Consider the following 22436-nt stretch of genomic DNA (forward strand, 5'->3'; position numbering starts at 1 on the left):
TATCCCCTTTGGTCGGGATGCGGGGGCAGTCCGGCATCGCTGATCCGCAGTGTATAACCTTGTCCATCAGCGGATAAATATATTGTCGAAAAAATGGGGTGGGTGGGAATGGATTACTGGTACTCGAGAGGCTGCACCTCTTTCGGGAGCCCACCCTTGAAATGCTGCTGGATCTTCTGGTAGTACTGCCGCAGCCGCTCGTTCATCGTTGCGTGAACCTTACCCGTTGCCTCGGTAAAGTGTCCGGGCTCGACGAAGCGCGACCCGTCGCGGAGGGCTGCCATGGCGGCCTCGCGGGCGAGTGCTTCGAGGTCGGAACCGACGAATCCCTCGGTATTCGAGGCCAGCTTCGTGATGAGCGCATCGCGGGCGGGGTCGACAAGGTCGAGCTTCTGCTCGGTGAGCAGGCCGACGATCTTCTTTCGTCGTGCCGACCGTTTCAGTCTCTCATCGCCGTTCCCCGGGTTTGCTTCTGCCACTGCTGCTTCCGGCCGGCCGGCGAGGTGGGGGACGAGATCGTCGACGGTGATCTGTTTCTCGGTGCCGAGCATCCCGATAAGGTCTTCAAGCTGGCTCTCGGTGAACCCATCGGTCTTATCGACGATCTCCTCGAGCGTGGAGCCGGCGATAGGCACGTAGCGTGTGTGGATACGAAGAATCCGGTTCCGGTCGGCAGGTACGGGTTCGCCGATGTAGACCAATCGATCGAACCTGCCCGGCCGGAGGAGTGCCGGATCGATCATATCCGGACGGTTCGTCGCTCCCATGACGACGACCCCGCGGAGCTCTTCGAGCCCATCGATCTCGGTGAGAATCTGGTTTAAGACGCTCTCGATGACATGCGATTCGCCGCCTCCGCCCCGCGCCGGCGTCAGTGCATCCATCTCGTCGAAGAAGATGATCGATGGGGCAACCTGGCGGGCCTTCTTGAATACCTCGCGGACCGCCCGCTCGCTCTCACCGACCCACTTGGAGAGGAGCTGGGGGCCCCGTACCGGGACGAAGTTTGCGCCGCTCTCGGTGGCAACAGCCTTTGCGATGAGAGTTTTCCCGGTTCCCGGCGGCCCATAAAGGAGGACGCCTTTCGGCGGCTCGATCCCGAGCTCCTCGAACCGCTCCCGCTCCGTAAGCGGGTACTCGACGGCCTCGCGGATATCCATCTTTGCTTCTTCGAGCCCGCCGACGTCGCTCCACGATGTGTGGGGCACCTCGAGGAGCACTTCACGCATGGCGCTCGGACCGACGTCCCTGAGTGCATCGCGGAAGTCGCCTGGCAGCACTTCCATCTTCTCGAGCACCTCAGGGGGGATCTCCTCCGCATCGAGGTCGATCTCGGGGAGGTATCGTCTGAGCGCTTTTATGGCCGCTTCCCTGGCGAGCGCTGCGAGATCGGCACCGACGAACCCGTGGGTCTGCTTGGCGATGCTGTCGATATTCACGTCGTGTGCAAGCGGCATGCCGCGGGTGTGGATGTGGAGAACCTGAATGCGGTCGTCCTCCGGCGGAACGCCGATCTCGATCTCGCGGTCGAACCGGCCGGGCCTCCGGAGAGCGGGGTCGATGGCATCGAGGCGGTTCGTCGCTCCGATGACCACGACCTGGCCACGCTCTTCAAGGCCGTCCATCATCGTGAGCAGCTGGGCGACCACACGCCGCTCGACCTCGCCGGTCACCTCTTCCCGGCGTGGGGCGATCGAGTCGAGCTCGTCGATGAAGATGATGGCGGGAGCATGCTGGCGGGCGTCCTCGAAGACCTCCCGAAGCCTCTGTTCGCTCTCACCGTAGTACTTGGAGATCACTTCAGGCCCTGCGATCGAGATGAAGTGGGCGCCGCTCTCGCTTGCAACGGCCTTTGCGATGAGGGTCTTCCCGGTTCCCGGCGGCCCATAAAGGAGGACGCCTTTCGGCGGTTCTATGCCGAGCTTTGAAAAGATCTCGGGGTGGCGCATGGGGAGCTCGATCGTCTCGCGGACACGCTGCAGTTCGTCCTTGAGGCCGCCGATATCCTCGTAGCTGATCTTCTTTGCTCCTTCAAACCCTGCTGCGGGTTTTTCGGAGAATTCTATCTTGGTATTCTTGGTGATGATCACCGCGTTCTCCGGTTCGACCACGACGGCTTTGAACGCCACGAGCTGGGGCTGCATAAACGGAAGGCCGGCCTGGATCGGGACGGAGTCGTTCTTTACGATCGGGAAGTCTATCAGCTTGTTGACGACGCTGCTGTAGTTGATAGGGAGCTGCTTGGGGAGGTCTTCGGGTGGGGCGAGAACTACCCGTTTTGCTTCGACCTCCTCGTCAAGTGTCTTGATATTGACCCGATCACCGATGCTGGCACCGGTATTGAGCCGTGTGAAGTTGTCGATGCGGACTTTACCCTGATGCCAGTCGTTCACCATGGCACGCCAGACCTTTGCAACGGTCCGTCGTTTCCCTTCGATGGCGATGAGGTCACCCGGGCTCAGCCTGAGCTGGAGCATGGTATCAGGGTCGAGCCGCGCCTTTCCCGCGCCCTGATCCTCCGGATAAGCACTATCGACTTTCAAGTATATTTCGGGCATTACCTCTAATTCATATATTCTCGGATTTATAAGTACTGTCGACGCATGAAGATCCTCCTCGTAGATCCGTTTCATGGTGCGGCAGGCGACATGATTATCGGCTCCCTGCTCGATCTGGGGGCGGGTGAGGCTCTGGTTAGAAGAGCGATGCAGTCTGTCGTGGCCGAACCGACATTCGGACGGGTAGACCGTGCCGGTATCTGGGCGGTCCGGGTCGAGACGCATGCACCTGTCCACCACCGCACGCTTGAGGAGGTGCTCGCCCGCCTCGATGAGAGCGTTGCACCCGCACCTGCCCTTGAGATGGCACGCCGGGTTTTTCACCGCCTGCACCGGGCCGAGGCGAGTGTCCACGGCCACGGCGCTCACTTCCACGAAGTCGGCGCCGACGATGCGATCGCCGATATCGTCGGTGCATGCACTGCCCTCTGGTCGCTCGGGGTCGACGGTGTGGCCGTGCTCCCGATAGCACTCGGGCGGGGATTTGCCGTCGGTTCACACGGCACCTTCCCGATCCCTGCCCCTGCCACGGTTGCAGTCATCCGCGAGTCGGCGGTTCAGACGATGATCGGAACGGAGGAGCGGGAACTCTGCACCCCCACGGGAGCGGCGCTGCTCGCCGAGTTTGCGACCCTCTCCGCCGCAGAGATCTGGCCGGCCTCTATAACGGCGGTCGGCTACGGAGCGGGAAAGAGGAACCCGGAAGGGACGCCGAACGTCCTTCGGACATTTCTTCTTGAGAATGCCTCTCCTGTCCCCCACGACCGGGTGGATATCCTCGAGACCAACGTCGACGACGTGACGGGAGAAGTTCTTGCCTATACCCTCTCCCGCCTGATGGACGAAGGAGCACGGGATGCAAGTGCCCTCCCGCTCGTGATGAAGAAAGGGCGCAACGGTTATCTGATCCGGGTGATCTGCAGGCAGGAGATGACCGATCACCTGGCCGGCGTCATGGCCCGGGAGCTTGGCACGCTCGGTATCCGGTGTCTGCCGTCCGTCCACCGGCTCACCATCGAGCGGACGGTTCAGCCGGTAACGGTCACGATACGAGGCAGGACATATACCATCGACGTCAAGTGCGGATGGTTCGCAGGGAAAGTCTCGTCCTTCAAGGCGGAGTTCGAGCAGGCGCGTCTCTGTGCCCGGGAACTCGACGTCCCGCTCCGGGAAGTGACCGGTATCGTCGAGGATGCGGCACGGGAGATCTTCAGAGAACGGGGAGTACTTGACGAATGAAATGTAACAAACTCAGTACCGGGAGTCCGGATCTCAATATGCTGCTCGGCGGCGGACTTGAGCGGCGGGTCATCACCCAGTTCTACGGTGAGCCCGCGAGCGGGAAGAGCACGCTCTGTCTCATGGCTGCGGCGGAATGTTTGCGAGCGGGGAAGTCGGTGATCTTCATTGATACCGAAGGGTTTTCGGTGGAGCGGTTCAGCCAGGTGGCCGGTGGAGACGGAGCCGAGGAGCTTGCAGAGCACCTTTATCTCTTCGAACCGGTGGACTTCGAACAGCAGGGGCTGATGATCGCCGAGAGCGAAGACCTCCTCCGTGCGAACCGGGAGCACCCCGTCGACCTGCTGATCATGGACTCCGCAACGGCACTCTACCGCACCGAGCTCGAGACCGGGAAGGAGACTCTGCGACGGCTTTCCCACTATATGGTCAAGATCCTCGGGCTCGCAAAAAAGTATGACGTCCCCGTTCTGATCACCAACCAGATATACGTCGATATCGACAGAAAAAGGATCTCGGGGCTCGGGGGAACCGCACTTGAGCATATCTCAAAGGCGATTGTGAGCTTCGAGCGGCTCGACGGCACCCGCCGTGCAGTGCTCCGGAAGCATCGGTCGCGTCCCGAAGGTCTCTCTTTTGAGTTCGAGATAACGGAAACCGGTATTAACAGGATATAGATCCTGTAAAGACGGTCTCGGCAGGCCCCTCCATCGTCGTCCCGTCCCGGAACCGGATGACGAGCGCCCCTCCCATCGTCTCGACCGCGACGGTCTTCCCGACGAGCCCCTGCCGATGGGCGACTGCCGCCGATGCCGTCGCTCCTGTCCCGCAGCTGTAGGTCTCCGCCTCGACGCCACGCTCGAAGGTTCTGATGCGGAGTGTGTCGTCCTCCCCGACCTCGACAATGTTGACGTTCGCTCCCTTCGGGAAGGTCGGGTGGTTCCGGACGATAGGCCCGATCTTTCCGATATCCACCGCTCCGATCTCCCGGACGAAGATAACGGCGTGCGGAACTCCCGTATTGACGGCGTAGACGGTATGCCCGGCGATCTTCTCAGTATAGTCGCCGTCGCCGGTTGCGGGGATGCGGGCTCTCGCAAACTCCGGTTCGGTCATTGTAATCGCCGCACGAAACTCCGTCTCCTCCTCGTTGTAACCCATGGTGACCGGCATGATCCCCGCCGCAGTCTCGACCGTGCAGGACTCCTGCACATATCCGGCATCGTAGGCGTATTTCACGAGACACCGGATGCCGTTCCCGCACATCTCGGCCTCGCTCTCGTCGGGCTGGAAGAGGCGCATCTTTATGTCCGCCTCCTCCGACGGCTGCAGGAAGAGAACACCGTCGGCACCGATGCCGAATCTGCGGTCGCAGTAGAGCGACGCAAACTGCGCCTTCATCCCGTCCGGTATAATCTCCCGGTCGTGCTCGTCAATCAGGATGAAATCGTTTCCGTTCCCCTGTAGTTTGGTAAAAGTAATCTCCATCGGTATCCTCAAAGACGCGTATGACGTTCGTTCAGATAATAATGAGGATTTCATCTCACCTCCCGGGGAAAACCCGATGCTCTACGGTCGGCGTCAGGAAGCGGGCTTCCGCCATATCCTGCCCTGAAGGAGCAGGTGGGGACGACGTTCTGTATCAGTCCTGCTCACTCATGATTTTCAGAGTTCATCACGAGTCCTTTGTGAAACTCTCCGATGCTCCATCCGAGATACTCTTTGATGATGCTGTAGGCGAGCCCGGGCGGTATCGCACCCTTCTCGGTCACGATGAGATCGACGTACTCCGCAGGCGTGACATCGAAGGCCGGGTTTCTGACCCGGACGTGCGAGAGCGCCCGGGCAAGGGTATCGGGGAGCACTTCACTCCCGGAACGCTCCTCGATCTCGATCAGTTCCCCGAGGATGGTGCGGGGAGCGAACTTGTACGTCTCGGCAGCAACGATGAGATTTGTCCGCGCTTCGTGGGCTGCAAGGGCGATCTGTGCCGTCCCGATCTTGTTCACCACCGCACCGTTGACCGTGATGGCGTCCGCACCGACGATGACGAGGTCTACTTCGTTCATGAAGTAGCGGACGGCGGAGTCGAGAATGTAGTTCGTCCGTATCCCCGCATCGTTCAGCGTCCGGATCGTGACGAGCCCCTGGTTTCGCGGCCGAACCTCGGTGGCATAGACCTCGATCTCCTTTCCCTGCCGGTCTGCTTCAAGGATGCAGGCAAGCGCCGCCTCCGAGTTGCAGTGCGTCATGAGGACGTCTCCGTCGGAGATGTGGCGTGCACCGATTGCTGCGATCTCCTCGACGGCGTGCAGCGATGACCGGATAAACGTATCCGCCCGTTCTCTGAGTGCGGATCTGGCTTCAGGAAGTGAATCAGCCCCTGAAAGACCGCTCATCACGGCATGCACCGCATTCGGCAGCGAGACCGCCGTCGGACGGGTGGCGATGAGCTGCTCCGCAGCTTCCTGCATCTCCGTTCGGAATGCGGCGAGGTCGGATACCTCGATTGTCCCGGCATACTCCCTGAGTGCCTCCGCAGCTGCCCGGGCTATGCGCCCGGCACCCCGGATCTTCATGGTTCGGATATCCTCGGCCGTCTCAGTCAGCAGCATACATCTTCATTGAAGAGGCGATACTATATTACATAGAACTATTGGCGTTGGGATTGCGATGTCGGTTGCCGTTGTCTTTGATAGTGCAGGAACGTTGCTGAAGACCTTCAGGGTGGCACGTGACGTCCGGAACGGGGGTATGCTTATCGACGTGGAGACGACCACGCTGACGTATTCATCCGAGAACCGGGTGCTGGTAGTGCTCCATCTTCACTCCCGCGACGTCATCGAGGCATCTTCCGAGATGCCTCTTTCATCGTTCCTCATCGAGAAAGGTATCGGATTCGGGGTTGCCTGCGCCTGCCGTGTGATCCCTGCCGAGGTGGTCGGCAGCGTCCTCTACACCGACCGGCATGCCCGCGTCGGGGATCTGCAGGAATGCATCAGGCAGGTCTGGAGCAGCTGTAAGCAGGAGTCCATCGTGACGCTGAACTCCGGGGTGATCGTCAATATGGCTATGAACGGGATTGAGTTTGCCGTTACCACGGGAGGAAAGCCCTTCGACGGGGCGAAGGAGACGATCAGCGAGCTGCACCGGATGGGTGTTCCGGCGTATATCGCCTCCGGCGACCGTGTTGCTAAACTCGAGAAGATGGGGGACTACCTCGGCATTCCCCGCGAGCGCGTCTACGGTGTTGCGACCCCGTCGATAAAGGCGCAGATAGTCGAAGACCTTCGGAAACAGCACGATGTGGTCGTCATGGTCGGCGATGCCATCAACGATCTGCACGCGTTCAAGGCGGCCGATGTCTCCATCCTTTCCGAGCAGCAGTCGGATACGAAGCCGGAGGTGCTCTACCTGAGCGCAGACTATATCATCAGGAATGTGGCGGAGGTGCCCGGCATCGTCAGAGGCCTGCTCGGCAACGGTTCGTTTCCGGATACTGGTACGATATAAACCATAATATGATACGACCGCCACAGTAGTTGTAACGAGGAGCTTGCGATGAACCCATTAATCACGGTAAAAAACCTCTGCATGGATTTCAATGGGAATACTGCACTGAAGGATATAAATTTCGAGGTTGCAGAGGGGGAGATTGTAGGGATTATCGGCAGGAGCGGATCCGGTAAGACCGTTCTTATGCACCTGATGCGAGGCGTCGATCAACCCCCGACGAGCGGTCAGATTATGTATCATATTGCCGCATGCGCAGGATGCGAGTACATCAGCGTCCGGAGCGATGCCGGTAAACCCTGTCCCAAATGCGGCGGCGAGCTGACGGCTCTCGATGTCGATCTCTGGGCGGAAGAGAATGCCGGCATGAAACGGCGGATAATGCGCCGGACGGCGATCATGTTTCAGCGGACGTTCGCCCTCTACGGGGACGACCGTGTTATCGAGAACGTGCTGCACGCTCTCGACGATATCGGCTACCCGTCGGAAAAAGCGATCGGCAGAGCCGCCGATCTCATCGACGAGGTCCGCCTTTCCCATCGGATGATGCATATCGCCCGCGATCTCTCCGGTGGTGAGAAACAGCGGGTGGTGCTCGCCCGCCAGCTCGCAAAAGAGCCGGTTCTCCTCTTCGCGGACGAACCCACCGGGACGCTCGACCCTGAGACGGCGGTGCTCGTGCACCGGATGCTGATCGAGAGCGCACAGACCAATGATATGGGAATGGTCGTTACCTCTCACTTCTCGCAGGTGATCGAAGACGTCGCGGATCGTGCGATTCTCCTTGAAGACGGTGAAATTGTCAGGATAGGATCGCCGAAAGAGGTTATCCAGCGCTTCATGGAGGACTACAGCGACGTCTCCGAGCGGCAGGTTGCCGAGGTCGGGGAGAAGGTCATGGTCGCCCGTGACGTCATCAAGCGCTATCTCTCCGTCGACCGGGGTGTTGTAAAAGCGGTGAACGGTGTCTCCTTCGAGGTCGGGGAGAAGGAGATCTTCGGCGTTATCGGGAAGAGCGGTGCAGGAAAGACGACCCTCTCCCGCATGATATCAGGAATCCTCGAACCCACGAGCGGTGAGCTGAATATCAGGATAGGCGACGACTGGGTGGACATGACCAAGCCCGGTATTGAAAAGCGGGGGCGTGCCAAGGCATATATCGGCCTGCTCCACCAGGAGTACGACCTCTATCCGCACCGGACGGTTCTCGATAACCTCACCGACGCCATCGGGCTTGAGTTCCCAAAAGAGCTCGCACTTAGGAAAGCCCTCATCACTCTCGGCATGGCGGGATTCTCCGAGGAGAAGAGCAGGGCGATCCTCGACCGCTACCCTGCCCAGCTCTCCGAGGGCGAGAAGCACCGGGTGGCGCTTGCACAGGTGCTGATCCGCGAGCCCAGGGTTATCATCCTCGACGAACCCACCGGGACGATGGATCCGATCACCAAGATCGACGTGAAGCACTCGATCCTGCACGCCCGCGAAGAGATGGACGAGACATTTATCGTGGTATCCCACGATATGGACTTTGTGAAGGATATCTGCGATCGGGTCGCGCTGATGCGTGGCGGCAAGATCATCAAGCTGGGGCCGACGGCCGAGGTTCTCAGCGAGCTGACGGAAGACGAACGGAAAGTGATGGGCAGCGCCGCCCCGTAAGGGAGGTGACCGATGGAGATCCATCTCGATGGGGAGCGCCGGGTCGTCCCGGAGGGTGCCCGTCTTTCCGATCTCCTTCCCGACAGGGATCCGCGATGCACCGTCGCTCTTATTCGTCCTGCCCATGAGGAGGCTGCGGAGACCGCACAGCTCCGCATCGTCTCGACGGCGGGTGAGATCGTTGTTGAAGGGAGCGGGAGTGCGTACCGTCTCCCTGAGGAGGATTCCGGACAGCCCCGTAAGCTCGAGCTCCGCTGGACTGACCGGTATGCAGCTGCGTTCGGGCCGTTTGTATCGGCGTTCTCTCCTGCGCGCCGCCCGTACCGGTATGAACGGGGAGACGTCATCCTCGGATGCGGCGGATACGACCCGGCCAGATCCTATCTGATATTCTCGAAGATTCGCCATACGGCAGACCACGGCGCTCCGGAGGACGGAGGTGTCGTCGGGCGGGTCGTCAGCGGAAGGAGCGTCCTCGATACCTGGAAGGAGGGCGACCGGATTCTCCGTATTGACCGGATTCAGAGCCGGGCGGATCGGTCCCGGGCGGTGACGACGACCGACGGCAGCATCGTCCTTGAAGACGGCATGCATATCGTCAGCTGTCTGGAGGCGGAGGCCGAAGGTTTTTCAAGCGACGGTATCGATACCCGGACGGCGAAGAGTGTCGAGCATCTCCTCCTTGCGCTGCAGGGCGGCCGATTCTCCGTAGGACGGTCGGCCAGCACGCACATTCGTGACGAACGGCTCGCCAGGACGAAGGTTCCTGCGGAGCAGAACGCCGCACGCCTGGCGGGCACCGTCACGGTCAGGACAACCGGGAAATCGGAGGGAGCGGTCTATATCTATACAGACAACGCTCCGGCGAGCTCTGCACATACCGTGGTCGCCGGAGTCACCCGCGGCCTTGAGCTTGCGCGGCTTGCTCGTGAGGGTGACCTGCTCTGTATCCGGGTTATCCCGGAGAAGCTCGATCTCATCGGCAGGACGCTTGGTGAGGCGCGAACCGCTGCCGGAGAACGGGGCATCGGCATCACCGCGGATGAAGCGGGCGACGACCGTGTCGTGGTCGATCAGCGGCCGGCGACGACGCTCGAGGCACTGGCGAACGGGGAGGTTCAGGTTACGACAAAGCCTTTCGGCCAGGTGATCGGCGTCCGGCTCGACGACGAACATGCTCCCCTGACGTGCGCCGTCTTTCGGGAGGTCTCGGGGCTGAAGCACCACTCCGTCGGGAAGATCCCATTCTACTTCAAATTCGAGGATGTCTATCTCTTCAAGCCGTCGATAGCACGGGGTGTCGGCATTATCCCGGAGAATACTCCCGAAGGGGTTGTTCCCGCCAACAGTCTGGCGATGACGAACGACTCGCGGAAAGGCTCGGGTATGGTTGGAGTGCGCACGACGGAGAGTGCGGAGTTCGGGCCGACGTCCGAGCCGTTCACCGGCACCAACATCATCGGAACCGTCACGGAGGTCGAAAAACTCGAAGGCCTCAAGGAAGGTTCGATGGTCTATATCAGAGAGGTGAAATAGATGGCCGAGTACACGCCCCGTCTCGTGGGCACTGTCACTAAGTACGTCTTCATCGAGTCGCCGACGATGACGCCTTCGGCTCTCGCGCTCCGGGCGTACGAGGTCTCTGAAGGCGTCATGATCAAAGAGACCTGTTTCGGCCTGCAGGTCACGGGGATGCCGGAGGACGTCGACCGGCTTATCCGGACGATCCGCACTTTTGATCCGGCACATATTTTCGTCAAGGATCGGGGTTTCCCGCCCGGCGATCCGCGGCGTTGCCGGGCGAATCTCGGCGGAGCCCGCCCGGGCTATCTCGGTCACGAGGCAGAGTTTCCTCTGCTCCGCTACGTCTCTCACGGTCTTGAGGTGCTCGAGACGGGCGGGGAGAGAGAGCCTGCAGGAGCGCCCGTGCGGCAGGAGGGACGATCGCTATTGAATATCAAAAAACTCAAAGAGTTGATCGAAGAAGCAGAGGAGTCCTGAAGATATGGCCAAGGTGTTTATTTATCCTGCAACGAGTCTGATCCTCTCCGACCTGGTGGCACGGTTCGGTCATCAGCCGCTCGGCGCCGCACTCTCAATCCGGGAGCGTATCCAAACCGCCGGCGTCGAATCGCCGCCTCTCCAGATCACCCCCGAGGACCCGAAGAAAGGGTTGAAGTATGCGGCCGTCGAGGTGCCGTCGGGTGTCCGGGGCAGGATGTCGATATACGGGCCTCTCCTCGAGGATGCGGAGGCCGCGATAATCGTCACCGACGCCGATCTCGCGTTCGGGTGCATGGGGTGCGCCCGGACGGACGAACTGATCCTCTTCTCTCTCCGCCAGAAGGATATCCCTATACTCGAGGTTGAGTATCCGGGGAACGAGGAGGAAGGGGTGCGCTTCGTCGCCGCCATCAGGGATTTCCTGGCCGGGCTTGCAAAGGAGGAAGAGAAATGACGTCACGGGTGAGGATTGCCCAGCTTTCCTGCGGTTCCGAGTACAGCGGAGTGCAGAAGGAGATTGCCGATGCGGCTGAATCGGTCGATGCGGAGATCTTCTTCCCTGATGTCGCGCTCGCCGATGTCAGATCGGCGGTGAAGGATTTCGGGCTCGATGTCCGGAGCGCCGATTTAAAACTTGCGATTGCCCGGGCAAAGGCGCTCGTCGAAGGAAAAGTCGAGGCGGACGCGGTCTTCATCGGAACCTGCTTCCGGTGTGCGGAGGCCGCGATCGTCAGGAACGAGCTCCGGCGTTACATCCACGAGCGATCGAGCCTTCCGGTCGTCAGCTACTCCTTCACCGAACGGACGACTGCAGGCACGCTGCTCACCCGAATGGAGGCGCTGACCACCATCGCGAGGAGACGGGCGCTCCTTGCCCGTGAGGAGCAGACCGGGATCACCCTCGGGGTGGACAGCGGTTCGAGCACGACGAAGGCTGTCGTCATGCGGAACAACCAGGTGGTCGGAACCGGATGGCGCCCGACGACCGAGGTGCTCAAGAGCGCCGACGAGGTTGTCGAACTCGCGCTTGCGGAGGCGGGGCTCTCCCGCGAGGATGTCGAGGCCGTCGGCACTACCGGCTATGGGCGGTTCCTCATCGGAAAGCATCTCGGTGCCGATCTTATCCAGGAGGAGCTGACCGTCAACTCGAAGGGAGCGGTCTATCTTGCCGATCACCAGCGGGGAGCCTCGACGGTGATCGATATCGGGGGTATGGACAACAAGGCGATCAGTGTCATTGACGGAATCCCGGGAACGTTCACGATGGGCGGCATCTGTGCCGGCGCCAGCGGGCGGTTCCTCGAGATGACGGCGAAGCGTCTCGGCGTCGATATCACCGAGCTTGGACCCCTCGCCATGAAGGGTTTTGCGAAGAACGTACCGATGAACAGCTACTGCATCGTCTTTGGGACGCAGAGCCTTGTCAACGCCCTTGCGGCAGGCAGCTCCCCGGAGGATGTCGCCGCCGCCGCATGCCATAGCGTCGCCGAGCAGGTCTTCGAGCAGCAGCTTCAGGAGGTCGACATCAAAGAGCCGGTGATCATGGTCGGCGGGACGTCGCTGATCGAGGGGCTCGTTCATGCGATGGGCGAACTTCTGCAGACCGATATCGTCGTCCCACCGAACTCCCAGTACATCGGCGCGGTGGGCTCTGCGCTGCTCGCGTCCGGATACATCAAAGGAGATTGAATGCCTCCGCTGAACTACTTTGAAGTCGAGTGTAGCGATAGGAGAGGGGGTGAGGCTTACAAGCGGATCGCCGCCGACGTACTGCAGGATCTCGATCTCATCAAGGTGATCGAGAAACTGCACATCTTTATCGATCCGAAGGTCCCGATCTTCGTCGCCGCCGGAACGATCCGCCACCTGCCGCGGCAGGTCCGGCTGCACGACTTCGCCAACATCAACGTTCAGGAGGGAAAAGCCGTCCTCGATATCAGCGACGAGACCTACCTCGCCCCGCTGCTCACCCTGCTCTGGGTGCGGTTCGGCAAGGAGCATGTCGAACAGCCCGACCGGTTCACCATCGTCCTTCCTGCAGAAGGGTTCCAGAAAGAGAATATCGAGGATCTGGTGGTGGCGGATCCGAGTGCATCTATTCACCAGGACGTCATTTATGCCCTGCAGTATATTGCTCCGGAGGGGTTCAAGGTGCGGCGTCAGTATGTAAAGAGCACGAAATTTTACTATGTGGCAAGTGAGGATACGCTGCCCGAGGATGTCGTGGAGACCCTCGTTGCCGAGAAGTTCGCCCTGATGGGGGTGAGCCTGTGACGACCCTCGTGCCGATCACCTACAAGGGCGGTGTCTACCGCCATGACGAGATCGTGGATCTGATCGACGATATCGGCGGGTATATCGTGCAGAAGCACCTGATGGCGCAGGAGGTGGTGCTCCAGTCCTTCGTGCCGAGGGACGACGTCGAGCTGATCCGCCGCATCGCGAAGCCTCTCGCGGGCGAGGTCATCGAGGCGCCGCTCGTCGGTACCGAGATCGCCGTCGTCAGCCCGAGTCTTGAGATCCATCATCTTCCGCACACCTCGTGCGATCTCGCCGAGTACCTGCGCCGGGCCGGTGCCAAGACCAACATGGTCGGGCTCTCGCGGGGATTCGGCAAGCGGATCGCCAATCTGAACGCCGAGGAGCGTGACGTCATCAACGAGCACGACCTCGCCGTGTACGTCCTCGGAACCTTTGAGGAGTGCATCAGACAGAAGTTTCCTGTGCTCCGGCGGGGTATCCATGTCCCGATCGTCCTCACAGGAGCTCCCGATCGGGAGACGCTGATGGCGATCGCCGATCCGCCTGTTGAGGGGTACGTCGGCGATATCGGCCGGATAATGCATCGGTTCAAGCGGCCGGAGGAACTCCGGAAACTCGACGAACTCGTAGAGGAGGTCTCGCAGGCGCTCGACGCGAAGCGGGACGAGCTCGCGAAAGACCCTCTCTCGATCTTCCCGCCGCGGCTGATGGAGATCCTTGAAGAGAAGATCCACGAGGTGAGTTTCCTGACTCATCCGACGCCGGTGACCGCCCAGCTCTCGGGTCTCCGGGTGAAGCTGCCGTACGAAACCTACGCAGACGACGTACGTGCTCTTGAGATCGCCGACGGTGTGACCGTTGGAGACGTCGCCGAGGTTCTCCCGTCACGAATGCGCAATTACATATTGATACGGATCAAACCTTTCTCGGAAACCCGGATCATGGTGTAACAGCGATGGATTTTGAAAAGATTCTCAATACCATTGGTGAGCGGGGTACCGAGGCCATCGCTCGGGAATGGCTCCGCGATATTGAGGAGGAGTACGGGAGAGTTCCGCTGATTTTTGAGCGGATGAGCGAGCGACCCGAGATACTCATCTCTCACCTCCTCTATAAGAGCGCGGTCACGGAGACGAGCCAGCTCGAGCCGAAGATGATCGAACTGATCAGCCTCGCCGTCGGCGCCGCTCTCAAATGCAGCCACTGCGTGGAGTACCATATGCAGGCGGCTCGTGCGAAAGGTGCAAGCCGGGCGGAGATCCTCGAGGTCATCCTGATCGCCGGGCTCCTCTCGAACTCCGCAGTGCTTGCGGATGCCTACCGGGTTGTCAACGGGAAGGACGAAGGATGCCCCCCCTGCGAACTCAACGGGGTCGGGTTGAAGAAGACCTGCTCGGACTGACCGTCCCTGTTTTTCCTCTCTTCGCTCTCCCGGTCTGACCAGAGCGTTCATGAGCGTTGACCGATAACTGATATCCAATGTGTGGGATTGCCGGAGAGTTCGTACTGTCGACGGGAGAGGCCGACCCCGATCTCGTCCGGAGCATGTCGGCCCGCCTCGCACATCGCGGGCCTGACGGAGACGGCCTGTACCTGGAAGGCCGTATCGGGCTTGCCCATCGCCGTCTCGCCATCATCGATCTCTCGGACGACGGAGCCCAGCCGATGCAGAACGAGGACGGTTCCCTACGGCTGGTCTTCAACGGCGAGATCTACAACTTCGTCGAACTCAGGGACGAACTCGCTCTGCTCGGGCATCGGTTCTCCTCCGCATCCGATACCGAGGTGATCCTCCATGCCTACGAGGAATGGGGCAGAGACTGCCTGCGGCGGTTCAACGGGATGTGGGCGTTCGCCCTCTGGGATGCAGGACGGGAGGAACTCTTCTGTGCCCGGGATCGCCTCGGTGTCAAACCGTTCTACTACACCATCACAGGCGGTTCGTTCCTCTTCGCCTCCGAGATAAAGGCGCTGCTCGCCCATCCTGACACCGGGCGGGAGCCGAACGTCCCGGCGCTGATGGCGTTCCTCGCCTGGGGGGTTGCCGATCACACCGCGGAGACGCTTTTTTCCGGAATCATGCAGTTGCCGCCCGCTCACGCGCTCGTCGTCCGCCCTGACCTGGCTCTGGAGCCGTTCTGCTACTGGGACGTCGCGATGAACGCCGAACCGTCTTCCGGGATCTCCGATGAGGCGGCGGCAAAGGGGCTCCGGGAACTGCTGACCGATGCGGTGCGCCTCCGCCTGCGGAGCGACGTCCCGGTCGGTACCTGCCTCTCGGGCGGGATCGACTCCTCGACCCTGTCGATGCTGATCAACGAACTCCTCCGTGCCGAGAGGCCGGCGAGCGTCGGTGAGCTGCAGAAGACCTTCTCGGTCTGTTTCGATGATCCGCGCTTCTCGGAGGGGGGGTTCATCGACGTGGTCGTGGATGCGACGGGTGCTGCCGGTCACCGGACGAGCCCCGACCCGGTCCGTCTCTGGGACGATATCGGGCACCTGCTGTACGTGCAGGACGAACCCTTCGCTTCGCTCTCGATCTACGCTCAGTACTGTGTCATGCGGCTTGCCCGGGAGGAGGTGAAGGTGGTGCTCGATGGGCAGGGTGCCGACGAGCAGCTCGGCGGGTATATCGCCTACCAGACCTCCTACATCCGTGGCCTCCTCCGGGACGGGTATCTCCGGCAGGCTCTCCGCGAAATGGTGGGAAGCATGCGGCATCACCGGGGGTTCTTTTCGTGGGCGCTTCGGCAGACACTGGTCCGGTCGGACCGGCGGAACCTGATTCGGGGACCTGTGCCGGAGATCCTCCGCTACCAGGGGTCGCTTGACGAGGTGCTCAAACGGGAGCTCTTTGCAACGAACCTACCGCTCCTCCTCCACTGGGAGGATCGGAACTCCATGGCGTTTTCGATAGAATCAAGGGTGCCGTTCCTCGACTACCGGCTGGTGGAGTATCTGGCATCCCTGCCGCTCGACCAGAAGATCCGCGGCGGGGTGACGAAGTACGTGCTCCGGTCGGCGATACGCGGGCTTGTGCCCGATGCGATACGCTGCAGGATGGACAAAATGGGTTTCGTCACGCCGGAGGAGGTCTGGATGAAGGAAGACCTGAAAGGCGAGGTGCTGGCGATCTTCGCGTCGGCGTCATTCCGGGGGCGGCCTTACTGGGATGCGGAGGCGGTCTCTGCAAACTACGGTGAGTTCCTCGATGGGAAGGCCGATTACTCAACCGAGATATGGCGGATCGTCTGCGCCGAGCTCTGGCTCCGGAAGTTCTTCGACCAGCGGTAAGAGCAGCTGTTCAGATCCGCTCTTCCTCCGGGCATCCGCCTTTCAGCCGTCTGATCCTCCTGCCGAAGAACGCGGCGAGCATCACGGCGAGAATGCCGGTTATGAAGATACCGTCGAATATCCCTGCCCCGCCTATAGAGAGCACCGTGCCGGCGGCGGCTGTCAGGGATGCCAGGACGACCGGGTTTGCGAGGTTGAGGAGATCCGCCCCTATGAGCGTCCCGACCGTCCCCCCGGCATAGGCGAGCGCCGGTGCCCCGCCGCATCCCCGCGACAGGAGGAGTCCTGCGACCGCACCTGCCAGGGGGGCGACGTAGACCGGCATGGTGATCCCGACGCCGGGGACGGGCACGGCGAAGATGTAGGTGACGACGGATACCGCGACGATTGCGGCGAGCACCCGGGAGAAGGCGACCCGCTGCTTCGCGACCAGTTCGAGGGTTACGACGAGCGGGATGACGCATCCGCCGACGTTGACGGCTATCACGGCCTCTTCGAGCGGTATCAGCGGGACGTTGATGAACCCCCCGACCAGTGCCCCGGCGGTCATCAGAACGGCCTGGTGGAACCGGAGGCCGATCGCCTCGAAGGCCTCCTCGCTGATCAGCAGGAAACTGAAGATGAGCAGGAGCGGTACGATGACGAAGAGTGCCAGGACGACCTGTTCGAGGCTTCCGGGAAACGGCACGATGGCCACGGCAGGTAGGTACTCGTGCATGGGTATCCGCCTCTCTTCACGCTGCCTACTGTGAAATAGCTTGAGGCTTTCCGGGTGCTCCTGCTCTTCTCTACCGGACATGCCGAACCCTTCTCACTCGCGTCTTCGCTGAACCGTGCGGTGCATGCAAAGCGGTTCTCGCTTTTAGGGAGGATGCCCCGATCGGATCGAGAAGAGGGGGTGAAGCTGCCTACGACGGCATCCCGGAACAGTCCGACATTCACAGCACAAGGGTGTTTCCGGTTGCAAATCCTGCAGCCTCAACATGGAAATCGGCCAAAATCTCGTTTATGAGGTTTCTGCGCGACACTCGCGGAGCCGACTTCGTATCGGATGGCATCATCCTGCTATGCAGGTGGCGGGCTGAAGTATCCCTATATGGTTGCCGGGAAGCCGAACGAGGCCGTTCATTGGATTGCTCATATATTGACGGATACCCCGGTTGCAGACCCGATTGGGATGATTCCGTGATTGCTTACGTTCCCGATGCCGAACCGAAAGTGCCCCTTCGGCACCAGCATCTCAAAGCGGGCTCCTTTTCCCGGTTCCCCGTTCTCCCGGATGGTAACTCCTGTAATGGAAAGGATCTCACGGCAGAGAAATAGTCCAAGTCCTGTATTCTTTCCAAATCCCCGGATGAAAATGCGTTCCTTATCCTGAACAGGAACTCCGGTGCCGTCATCCTCAACGGAGAGGATCAGCCCGTGTTCCGTCTCTGTTGATGACACACCGATAGTGCTCATACCGGGGCCTCCATAGCGGAGGGCATTGTCGATCAGATTGTAAAATACCCGTTCAAAGATCGGATCGGCAAAGATCTCGAGATCCTCTCTGTCGACAGTAATCCGGATACCGGCAACCGGGAGTGCAGCCTTCGCTCTTTCAATACTCGCGGCAACATTCTGCCATGCCTGAGCCTGGGCACCCATGTCCTGATAGTCGCGGGTAAAATTGATCTGATGCTCGATGGCATTGGCAATGATCTCTTGTTTCCCAATGAGGTCGGAGATGGCGTCCCTGTCCTTCTCTTCCCGCACAAGTTCGATGTAATACTTTAACGCCATTACCTGGTTTAAGATGTCGTGGCGTGTGATATTTGAGAGCAGGTTGAGTTTTGCATTCACTGTCTTGAGAGCATCCTCGCTCCGCCTGAGATCGTGGGTCTTCTCCTTCATCTCGCGTTTTCGCACAAGCTGGTAATACCGTATCAGGAATGTGCTGTCAGCGATAATCAGGACCAGGAGAAACGTGGTAGTGGAAAAGGCGAAGTGAGTTTCAGGATCGAGAAGGACAGATCCTGCCCACTGTACTGCAAGCCACCAGTACGGGAACATGATCGCTGCCAGAAGGAGGGTGGTAACGAGTGCTCCGGGCATCGGTTCCCCTGCCCATCTCCGCATCGCGGACATCCCGGCAGAATTGCCACTCGTCCTTTCCATGATTTCAGCGTAGGAGAGGAGGTGATAAATAGCATGCGGGTCGAATGTCCATTCAATGCACCAGGGAACCGCAGATCCCCCGGAATTCCGTGAGAGATCGAATCAGAAGCACGTGCCGAATTTCCTGTATCTTGCGCTGTTCTTTCTGCTGATCTGCATCAATGCCCTGGTAGCCAAGTTCGCGGTGTTCTCCTTTGAGATAAGTCCCGGTATATCCATGTTGTACATCGTGGTGGCTCCGATGGTAGTCTTCGGGCTGTGGTTCGGCATGTACGGGGCAATCGCAGCCTATGCGGGATGCTACATCGGGGCAGGATTGCTGAGCGGCGTACCGCCCGGCGTAAACCTCTACTGGTCTCTTGCAGATTTCTGGCAGGTTATCATCCCGCTCGTGGCGTTCAGGGAGCTTGGGTGCGACCCGGCTCTCAGGAGCAGGAGAGATGTAGGAGTTCTCCTGATCTTCGGGTTCGTCCTCAACAATCTGGCCGGCGCCACATGGGGTTCTGTCACTCTCGCCCTCGGCGGGGAGATCCTGTGGGCAGAGGTAGTGCAGGTGTGGTGCGCCTGGCTGGCAGGAAATATCATTGTCTGCATAGTTCTCGTCCCTCTCATGCTCCACTTCTTCACGCCCTATCTCCGGGATCATGAGTTGTATGTCCGGGGTTACTGGCACTAGAATCGGGCATTACGGGTGGGTATACCCAAAATAGGGATCTTTGAAAGCGTATATGATGATGGTCGGTTCTATGGCAGGGTATGGCGTGTGAAACACTCCTTCCCTGCCTGGATCTGATGGCGCCTACGTGACCTCTGCATCTTGTATCGCCATGGAACGTCCGGTGCCGAGCCCGGCGATACCGGTGATCGTTCTTGATCGCTCAGTCACACAAAGATGGTATGCTCAAGCACGATCCGTACCCCGATCAGGATGAGGATGATCCCGAACGCCCCGGCGGCCGTCGGCGAGGGCTACAACCCGGTCGTGTTCTCCGCAGGGGTGACAGCTGAGCAGAAACAGCAGTTCGAACGGGTCTTCGGCGTGCTCGGCAGAATGCCGGAGGTCGCCGAGGAGAAACTCGAGGCCTACGCCATCCTGACCGCCATGGGGCCGACCTACTTCTGGTTCCAGTGGTACGAACTCCTCGACCTCGCCCGGTCGTTCGGGCTTTCCGGCGCCGAGGCGGAGGAAGGGCTCGCCGTCATGGTCGAGGGGGCGCTCCGGACGATGCAGAGCCCGGGTTTTGCGCCCGACGTCGTGACGGATTTCGTCCCGGTCAAACCGATCGCGGCAGGCGAAGAGACTATCCGGGAGATCTACCGGACGAACCTGACCGGGCTCTACCGCAAGCTCACCGAGTGATCCCTACTTCAACTCTTTTTGAAACCAGAACCTTTATGTGGTGGTGTTGCTCACACTAATTCAAACAAATTTGAAACTTTTAGATCCCCATCGTGACGGAGTGTACCCCTATGGCAGACGGCACCAGCAGAAACCAAAAAGAGGGCATCGCCGAAAAGATCAAAAAACTCTTCACGCCGGAGAACGACTGCGGCTGCTGCTGCAACGTGAAGATCGTGCCGAAGGAGACGGACAAGAAGAAGGAGTGACGGGAAGCAGACGATGGCGGACGAACCGGAGCCCCGGAACCCCGGACCGAAGACAGACCGACTGAAGAGAAGCGGGATCGGTGAGTGAACTCTCATGGATACCATCGCAAACCTTCTCACCGCCGGACAGTTCTTCGTCGTCATCGCCGGGGAGCTGATCCTGCTCTTCATCGGGATCACCTTCCTCGTCGGGCTCCTCCACGCCTACGTGCCGGAGGAGCGAATCCGGGGCGTGCTCACCGGAAAACGGCCGGGCACCGGCAACGTGCTCGGGGCGGGGTTCGGTGCCCTCACCCCGTTCTGCTCCTGCTCGACCATCCCGATCCTCCTCGGCCTCTTAGATGCCGGCGTTCCGTTCGGAGTCTGCATGTCGTTCCTGCTCGCATCCCCGCTCTTAAACCCGGTGATCCTCACGCTCCTCGCAGCACTGGTGGGCATCGTCCCGACCGCCATCTACGCAGGCATCACCTTTGTGGCGGCGGTCGGGATCGGGGCGCTCCTCGGGCGACTCGGGTACGAGCGGTACGTCAGGGATGTCACGGTCGCCGGGCGGCCGGAACCGTGCGGCTGCAACGCCGGCCACGGCACACGGATCCGCGGGGCGTTCACCTTCGCCGTGGCTCTGTTCCGGCAGGTGCTCCCCTACCTGCTGCTCGGCGCCGGGATCGGGGCGTTCATCTACGGGTTCGTCCCCGAAGACCTGATCGTCGCGGTCGCGGGGCCCGCTAATCCCCTCGCCATCCCGGTCGCGGCGGTCATCGGCGTACCGATGTACATCCGGGCCGAGACGATCATCCCGATCAGCGCCGTCCTCCTCGAGAAGGGGATGGGCATCGGCGCCGTGATGGCGCTGATCATCGGCGGTGCGGGCGCGAGTATCCCGGAGGTGACGCTGCTCGCCGCGATCTTCGAGCGGCGCCTGCTCGCAGCCTTCGTGGCGGTCATCCTCGGGGTCGCCGTATTCGCCGGCGTGGCGTTCCAGGTTCTTGCCGTCATCTGAATTGCAGACCAAGCACACGATAAGAGAACGCCATACCGTAACAAAAAGGAAAAGACCATGATCGACCTACTCATCGGCGCTCTTGCGTCGGGGCTTGCGGCGGTGCTCGACTACCTCTCGGCGCACGTCCTCACGTGCCTCGTGCCGGCGTTCTTCATCGCCGGCGCCATCGCGGCCTTCGTCAAGAAAGACGCCATACTGAAGTACTTCAGTCCGGACACCCCGAAACCGGTCTCCTACGGGATCGCCTCGGTCTCCGGGACGATCCTCGCGGTCTGCAGCTGCACCATCCTCCCGATCTACGCGGGCATCCTCAAGAAGGGGAGCGGCATCGGCCCGGCGACGACCTTCCTCTTCGCAGGGCCCGCCATCAACATCCTCGCGATCATCTACACCGCCCGGGTGCTCGGGTTCGATCTCGGCGTAGCCAGGGCGGTCTCTGCGATCGTTCTCGCGATCGTCATCGGGCTTGCCATGGCGCTGATCTTCCGGTCGACGGATGTCGAGACTCTCAAACAGAGGGCAATGGCACCGAGCGTCGCCGGGGCGTGCGAGGAGGAGAAACCGCGCTGGGTTACGCCCGCGTTCTTCGCCCTCCTTGTCGGCGTGCTGGTCTTCGGGGCGTCGCAGCTCGACTGGGCGATCCGGCTCGGCATCGTCTACATCCTCACGCTCGCTATCGCCGTCCTCCTTATCTACTATTTCGACAGGGACGAGGTGACCGACTGGGGGCTTGAGACCTGGGATCTCACGAAGAAGATCTTCCCGATCCTTATCGGGGGGACGTTCATCGTCGGGATCATCGCCTTTTTCCTGCCGCCCGAGACCTTCCAGCCGTTCTTCGGCAACAACTCCATTGCCGCCTGTGCTCTGGCCTCGATCGTCGGGATGATCCTCTACATGCCGACGCTGCTCGAGGTCCCGATCATCGGCACGACCTTCGGCTACTCGTCCGGGCTCATGGCCGCAGGCCCGGCGCTCGCCCTTCTGCTGGCGGGCCCGACGGTCAGCCTCCCCTCCGTCCTCGTCATCTACCGGATCGTCGGGGCGGCGAAGACCGCAGCCTACGTGGCGCTGGTGGTCATCTTCGCGACTCTTGCCGGGTTTGTGTACGGGAACGGTATGCTGCTGATCTAGGAGAT

Annotated in this window: 22 protein-coding genes; 17 read left to right on the plus strand and 5 right to left on the minus strand. The window is 60.7% G+C overall.

Annotated elements, in window-relative coordinates; genetic code table 11:
• Window positions 1-113 precede the first annotated feature (113 nt).
• The gene (locus ABH15_RS05510) at window positions 114-2558 is read right to left on the minus strand and encodes a CDC48 family AAA ATPase (protein ID WP_128693379.1); all 2445 of its coding nucleotides are present in this window, start codon (window positions 2556-2558) and stop codon (window positions 114-116) included.
• Between the two features lie 45 nt (window positions 2559-2603).
• On the opposite strand from ABH15_RS05510, the gene larC reads away from it, so the two are divergent.
• Together larC and radB are read left to right on the plus strand one after the other, a co-directional pair.
• Entirely contained in the window at window positions 2604-3797 is a 1194-nt protein-coding gene (gene larC / locus ABH15_RS05515; protein WP_128693380.1) for a nickel pincer cofactor biosynthesis protein LarC, read from the plus strand.
• Window positions 3794-4474 carry a DNA repair and recombination protein RadB gene (gene radB, locus ABH15_RS05520; protein WP_128693381.1) on the plus strand — a complete coding sequence of 227 codons (681 nt, stop codon included), beginning with the start codon at window positions 3794-3796 and terminating at the stop codon, window positions 4472-4474. The genes larC and radB overlap by 4 nt, the downstream gene beginning before the upstream one ends.
• On the opposite strand, the gene dapF is transcribed toward radB, so the two are convergent.
• Complete coding sequence (dapF, locus tag ABH15_RS05525) at window positions 4461-5285, minus strand: diaminopimelate epimerase (protein WP_128693382.1); 825 nt, start codon at window positions 5283-5285, stop codon at window positions 4461-4463. The genes radB and dapF overlap by 14 nt on opposite strands.
• A 164-nt stretch (window positions 5286-5449) precedes the next feature.
• Window positions 5450-6412 (minus strand): ribose 1,5-bisphosphate isomerase, encoded by a 963-nt coding sequence (locus ABH15_RS05530; RefSeq protein WP_128693383.1) that lies wholly within the window; start codon window positions 6410-6412, stop codon window positions 5450-5452.
• Between the two features lie 58 nt (window positions 6413-6470).
• On the opposite strand from ABH15_RS05530, the gene ABH15_RS05535 reads away from it, so the two are divergent.
• The 10 genes from ABH15_RS05535 (at window position 6471) to asnB (ending at window position 16529) form a co-directional block, all read left to right on the plus strand.
• Window positions 6471-7310 (plus strand): HAD family hydrolase, encoded by an 840-nt coding sequence (locus ABH15_RS05535; RefSeq protein WP_128693384.1) that lies wholly within the window; start codon window positions 6471-6473, stop codon window positions 7308-7310.
• A 48-nt stretch (window positions 7311-7358) separates the two neighbouring features.
• Entirely contained in the window at window positions 7359-8969 is a 1611-nt protein-coding gene (gene atwA, locus ABH15_RS05540; protein ID WP_128693385.1) for a methyl coenzyme M reductase system, component A2, read from the plus strand.
• 12 nt (window positions 8970-8981) lie between these two features.
• Window positions 8982-10505, plus strand: coding sequence for a methyl-coenzyme M reductase-associated protein Mmp3 (mmp3, locus tag ABH15_RS05545; RefSeq protein ID WP_128693386.1), 1524 nt, complete (start codon window positions 8982-8984; stop codon window positions 10503-10505).
• The gene (locus ABH15_RS05550) at window positions 10506-10970 is read left to right on the plus strand and encodes a methanogenesis marker 6 protein (protein ID WP_128693387.1); all 465 of its coding nucleotides are present in this window, start codon (window positions 10506-10508) and stop codon (window positions 10968-10970) included. It abuts the gene before it with no gap.
• 4 nt (window positions 10971-10974) lie between these two features.
• On the plus strand, window positions 10975-11427 hold the full coding sequence (locus tag ABH15_RS05555; RefSeq protein ID WP_128693388.1) for a methanogenesis marker 5 protein: 453 nt from the start codon (window positions 10975-10977) through the stop codon (window positions 11425-11427).
• A complete protein-coding gene (locus ABH15_RS05560) occupies window positions 11424-12662 on the plus strand; it encodes a methanogenesis marker 15 protein (protein ID WP_128693389.1) in 1239 nt (412 codons plus the stop codon). Before ABH15_RS05555 ends, ABH15_RS05560 begins: the two co-directional genes overlap by 4 nt.
• Complete coding sequence (locus tag ABH15_RS05565) at window positions 12663-13247, plus strand: methanogenesis marker 17 protein (protein ID WP_128693390.1); 585 nt, start codon at window positions 12663-12665, stop codon at window positions 13245-13247.
• Window positions 13244-14185: a methanogenesis marker 7 protein gene (locus ABH15_RS05570; protein ID WP_128693391.1), complete on the plus strand. Its 942-nt coding sequence runs from the start codon at window positions 13244-13246 to the stop codon at window positions 14183-14185. The genes ABH15_RS05565 and ABH15_RS05570 overlap by 4 nt, the downstream gene beginning before the upstream one ends.
• A gap of 5 nt (window positions 14186-14190) precedes the next feature.
• Window positions 14191-14637, plus strand: a complete 447-nt coding sequence (locus ABH15_RS05575) for a carboxymuconolactone decarboxylase family protein (RefSeq protein WP_128693392.1) — start codon at window positions 14191-14193, stop codon at window positions 14635-14637.
• Window positions 14638-14714: 77 nt separating this feature from the next.
• Window positions 14715-16529, plus strand: coding sequence for an asparagine synthase (glutamine-hydrolyzing) (asnB, locus tag ABH15_RS05580; protein WP_128693393.1), 1815 nt, complete (start codon window positions 14715-14717; stop codon window positions 16527-16529).
• Between the two features lie 10 nt (window positions 16530-16539).
• On the opposite strand, the gene ABH15_RS05585 is transcribed toward asnB, so the two are convergent.
• Both ABH15_RS05585 and ABH15_RS05590 read right to left on the minus strand, forming a co-directional pair.
• A complete protein-coding gene (locus ABH15_RS05585; RefSeq protein WP_128693394.1) occupies window positions 16540-17247 on the minus strand; it encodes a DUF1614 domain-containing protein in 708 nt (235 codons plus the stop codon).
• A 419-nt stretch (window positions 17248-17666) separates the two neighbouring features.
• The gene (locus tag ABH15_RS05590; protein ID WP_128693395.1) at window positions 17667-18686 is read right to left on the minus strand and encodes a sensor histidine kinase; all 1020 of its coding nucleotides are present in this window, start codon (window positions 18684-18686) and stop codon (window positions 17667-17669) included.
• A gap of 217 nt (window positions 18687-18903) precedes the next feature.
• Here ABH15_RS05590 and ABH15_RS05595 point away from each other — a divergent pair, with 217 nt between their 5' ends.
• The 5 genes from ABH15_RS05595 (at window position 18904) to ABH15_RS05610 (ending at window position 22431) form a co-directional block, all read left to right on the plus strand.
• Window positions 18904-19362, plus strand: a complete 459-nt coding sequence (locus tag ABH15_RS05595) for a hypothetical protein (protein ID WP_241648027.1) — start codon at window positions 18904-18906, stop codon at window positions 19360-19362.
• Window positions 19363-19614: 252 nt separating this feature from the next.
• Entirely contained in the window at window positions 19615-20046 is a 432-nt protein-coding gene (locus ABH15_RS05600) for a pyrroline-5-carboxylate reductase family protein (protein WP_206633424.1), read from the plus strand.
• Window positions 20047-20156: 110 nt separating this feature from the next.
• Window positions 20157-20294 carry a hypothetical protein gene (locus tag ABH15_RS13595; RefSeq protein WP_164913646.1) on the plus strand — a complete coding sequence of 46 codons (138 nt, stop codon included), beginning with the start codon at window positions 20157-20159 and terminating at the stop codon, window positions 20292-20294.
• A 94-nt stretch (window positions 20295-20388) separates the two neighbouring features.
• Entirely contained in the window at window positions 20389-21294 is a 906-nt protein-coding gene (locus ABH15_RS05605; RefSeq protein WP_128693397.1) for a permease, read from the plus strand.
• Window positions 21295-21351: 57 nt separating this feature from the next.
• The gene (locus ABH15_RS05610) at window positions 21352-22431 is read left to right on the plus strand and encodes a permease (RefSeq protein ID WP_128693398.1); all 1080 of its coding nucleotides are present in this window, start codon (window positions 21352-21354) and stop codon (window positions 22429-22431) included.
• Window positions 22432-22436 lie beyond the last annotated feature (5 nt).

The organism is Methanoculleus taiwanensis (genome assembly GCF_004102725.1).
Lineage (GTDB): Archaea > Halobacteriota > Methanomicrobia > Methanomicrobiales > Methanoculleaceae > Methanoculleus_A > Methanoculleus_A taiwanensis.

Excerpts from the sequence above, each read along its gene's own strand:
- ABH15_RS05510 (WP_128693379.1), bottom strand. The coding sequence starts at position 2,558 with ATGCCCGAAATATACTTGAAAGTCGATAGTGCTTATCCGGAGGATCAG.
- larC (WP_128693380.1), top strand. The coding sequence starts at position 2,604 with ATGAAGATCCTCCTCGTAGATCCGTTTCATGGTGCGGCAGGCGACATG.
- radB (WP_128693381.1), top strand. The coding sequence starts at position 3,794 with ATGAAATGTAACAAACTCAGTACCGGGAGTCCGGATCTCAATATGCTG.
- dapF (WP_128693382.1), bottom strand. The coding sequence starts at position 5,285 with ATGGAGATTACTTTTACCAAACTACAGGGGAACGGAAACGATTTCATC.
- ABH15_RS05530 (WP_128693383.1), bottom strand. The coding sequence starts at position 6,412 with ATGCTGCTGACTGAGACGGCCGAGGATATCCGAACCATGAAGATCCGG.
- ABH15_RS05535 (WP_128693384.1), top strand. The coding sequence starts at position 6,471 with ATGTCGGTTGCCGTTGTCTTTGATAGTGCAGGAACGTTGCTGAAGACC.
- atwA (WP_128693385.1), top strand. The coding sequence starts at position 7,359 with ATGAACCCATTAATCACGGTAAAAAACCTCTGCATGGATTTCAATGGG.
- mmp3 (WP_128693386.1), top strand. The coding sequence starts at position 8,982 with ATGGAGATCCATCTCGATGGGGAGCGCCGGGTCGTCCCGGAGGGTGCC.
- ABH15_RS05550 (WP_128693387.1), top strand. The coding sequence starts at position 10,506 with ATGGCCGAGTACACGCCCCGTCTCGTGGGCACTGTCACTAAGTACGTC.
- ABH15_RS05555 (WP_128693388.1), top strand. The coding sequence starts at position 10,975 with ATGGCCAAGGTGTTTATTTATCCTGCAACGAGTCTGATCCTCTCCGAC.
- ABH15_RS05560 (WP_128693389.1), top strand. The coding sequence starts at position 11,424 with ATGACGTCACGGGTGAGGATTGCCCAGCTTTCCTGCGGTTCCGAGTAC.
- ABH15_RS05565 (WP_128693390.1), top strand. The coding sequence starts at position 12,663 with ATGCCTCCGCTGAACTACTTTGAAGTCGAGTGTAGCGATAGGAGAGGG.
- ABH15_RS05575 (WP_128693392.1), top strand. The coding sequence starts at position 14,191 with ATGGATTTTGAAAAGATTCTCAATACCATTGGTGAGCGGGGTACCGAG.
- asnB (WP_128693393.1), top strand. The coding sequence starts at position 14,715 with ATGTGTGGGATTGCCGGAGAGTTCGTACTGTCGACGGGAGAGGCCGAC.
- ABH15_RS05585 (WP_128693394.1), bottom strand. The coding sequence starts at position 17,247 with ATGCACGAGTACCTACCTGCCGTGGCCATCGTGCCGTTTCCCGGAAGC.
- ABH15_RS05590 (WP_128693395.1), bottom strand. The coding sequence starts at position 18,686 with ATGGAAAGGACGAGTGGCAATTCTGCCGGGATGTCCGCGATGCGGAGA.
- ABH15_RS05595 (WP_241648027.1), top strand. The coding sequence starts at position 18,904 with ATGTTGTACATCGTGGTGGCTCCGATGGTAGTCTTCGGGCTGTGGTTC.
- ABH15_RS05600 (WP_206633424.1), top strand. The coding sequence starts at position 19,615 with ATGAGGATGATCCCGAACGCCCCGGCGGCCGTCGGCGAGGGCTACAAC.
- ABH15_RS13595 (WP_164913646.1), top strand. The coding sequence starts at position 20,157 with ATGGCAGACGGCACCAGCAGAAACCAAAAAGAGGGCATCGCCGAAAAG.
- ABH15_RS05605 (WP_128693397.1), top strand. The coding sequence starts at position 20,389 with ATGGATACCATCGCAAACCTTCTCACCGCCGGACAGTTCTTCGTCGTC.
- ABH15_RS05610 (WP_128693398.1), top strand. The coding sequence starts at position 21,352 with ATGATCGACCTACTCATCGGCGCTCTTGCGTCGGGGCTTGCGGCGGTG.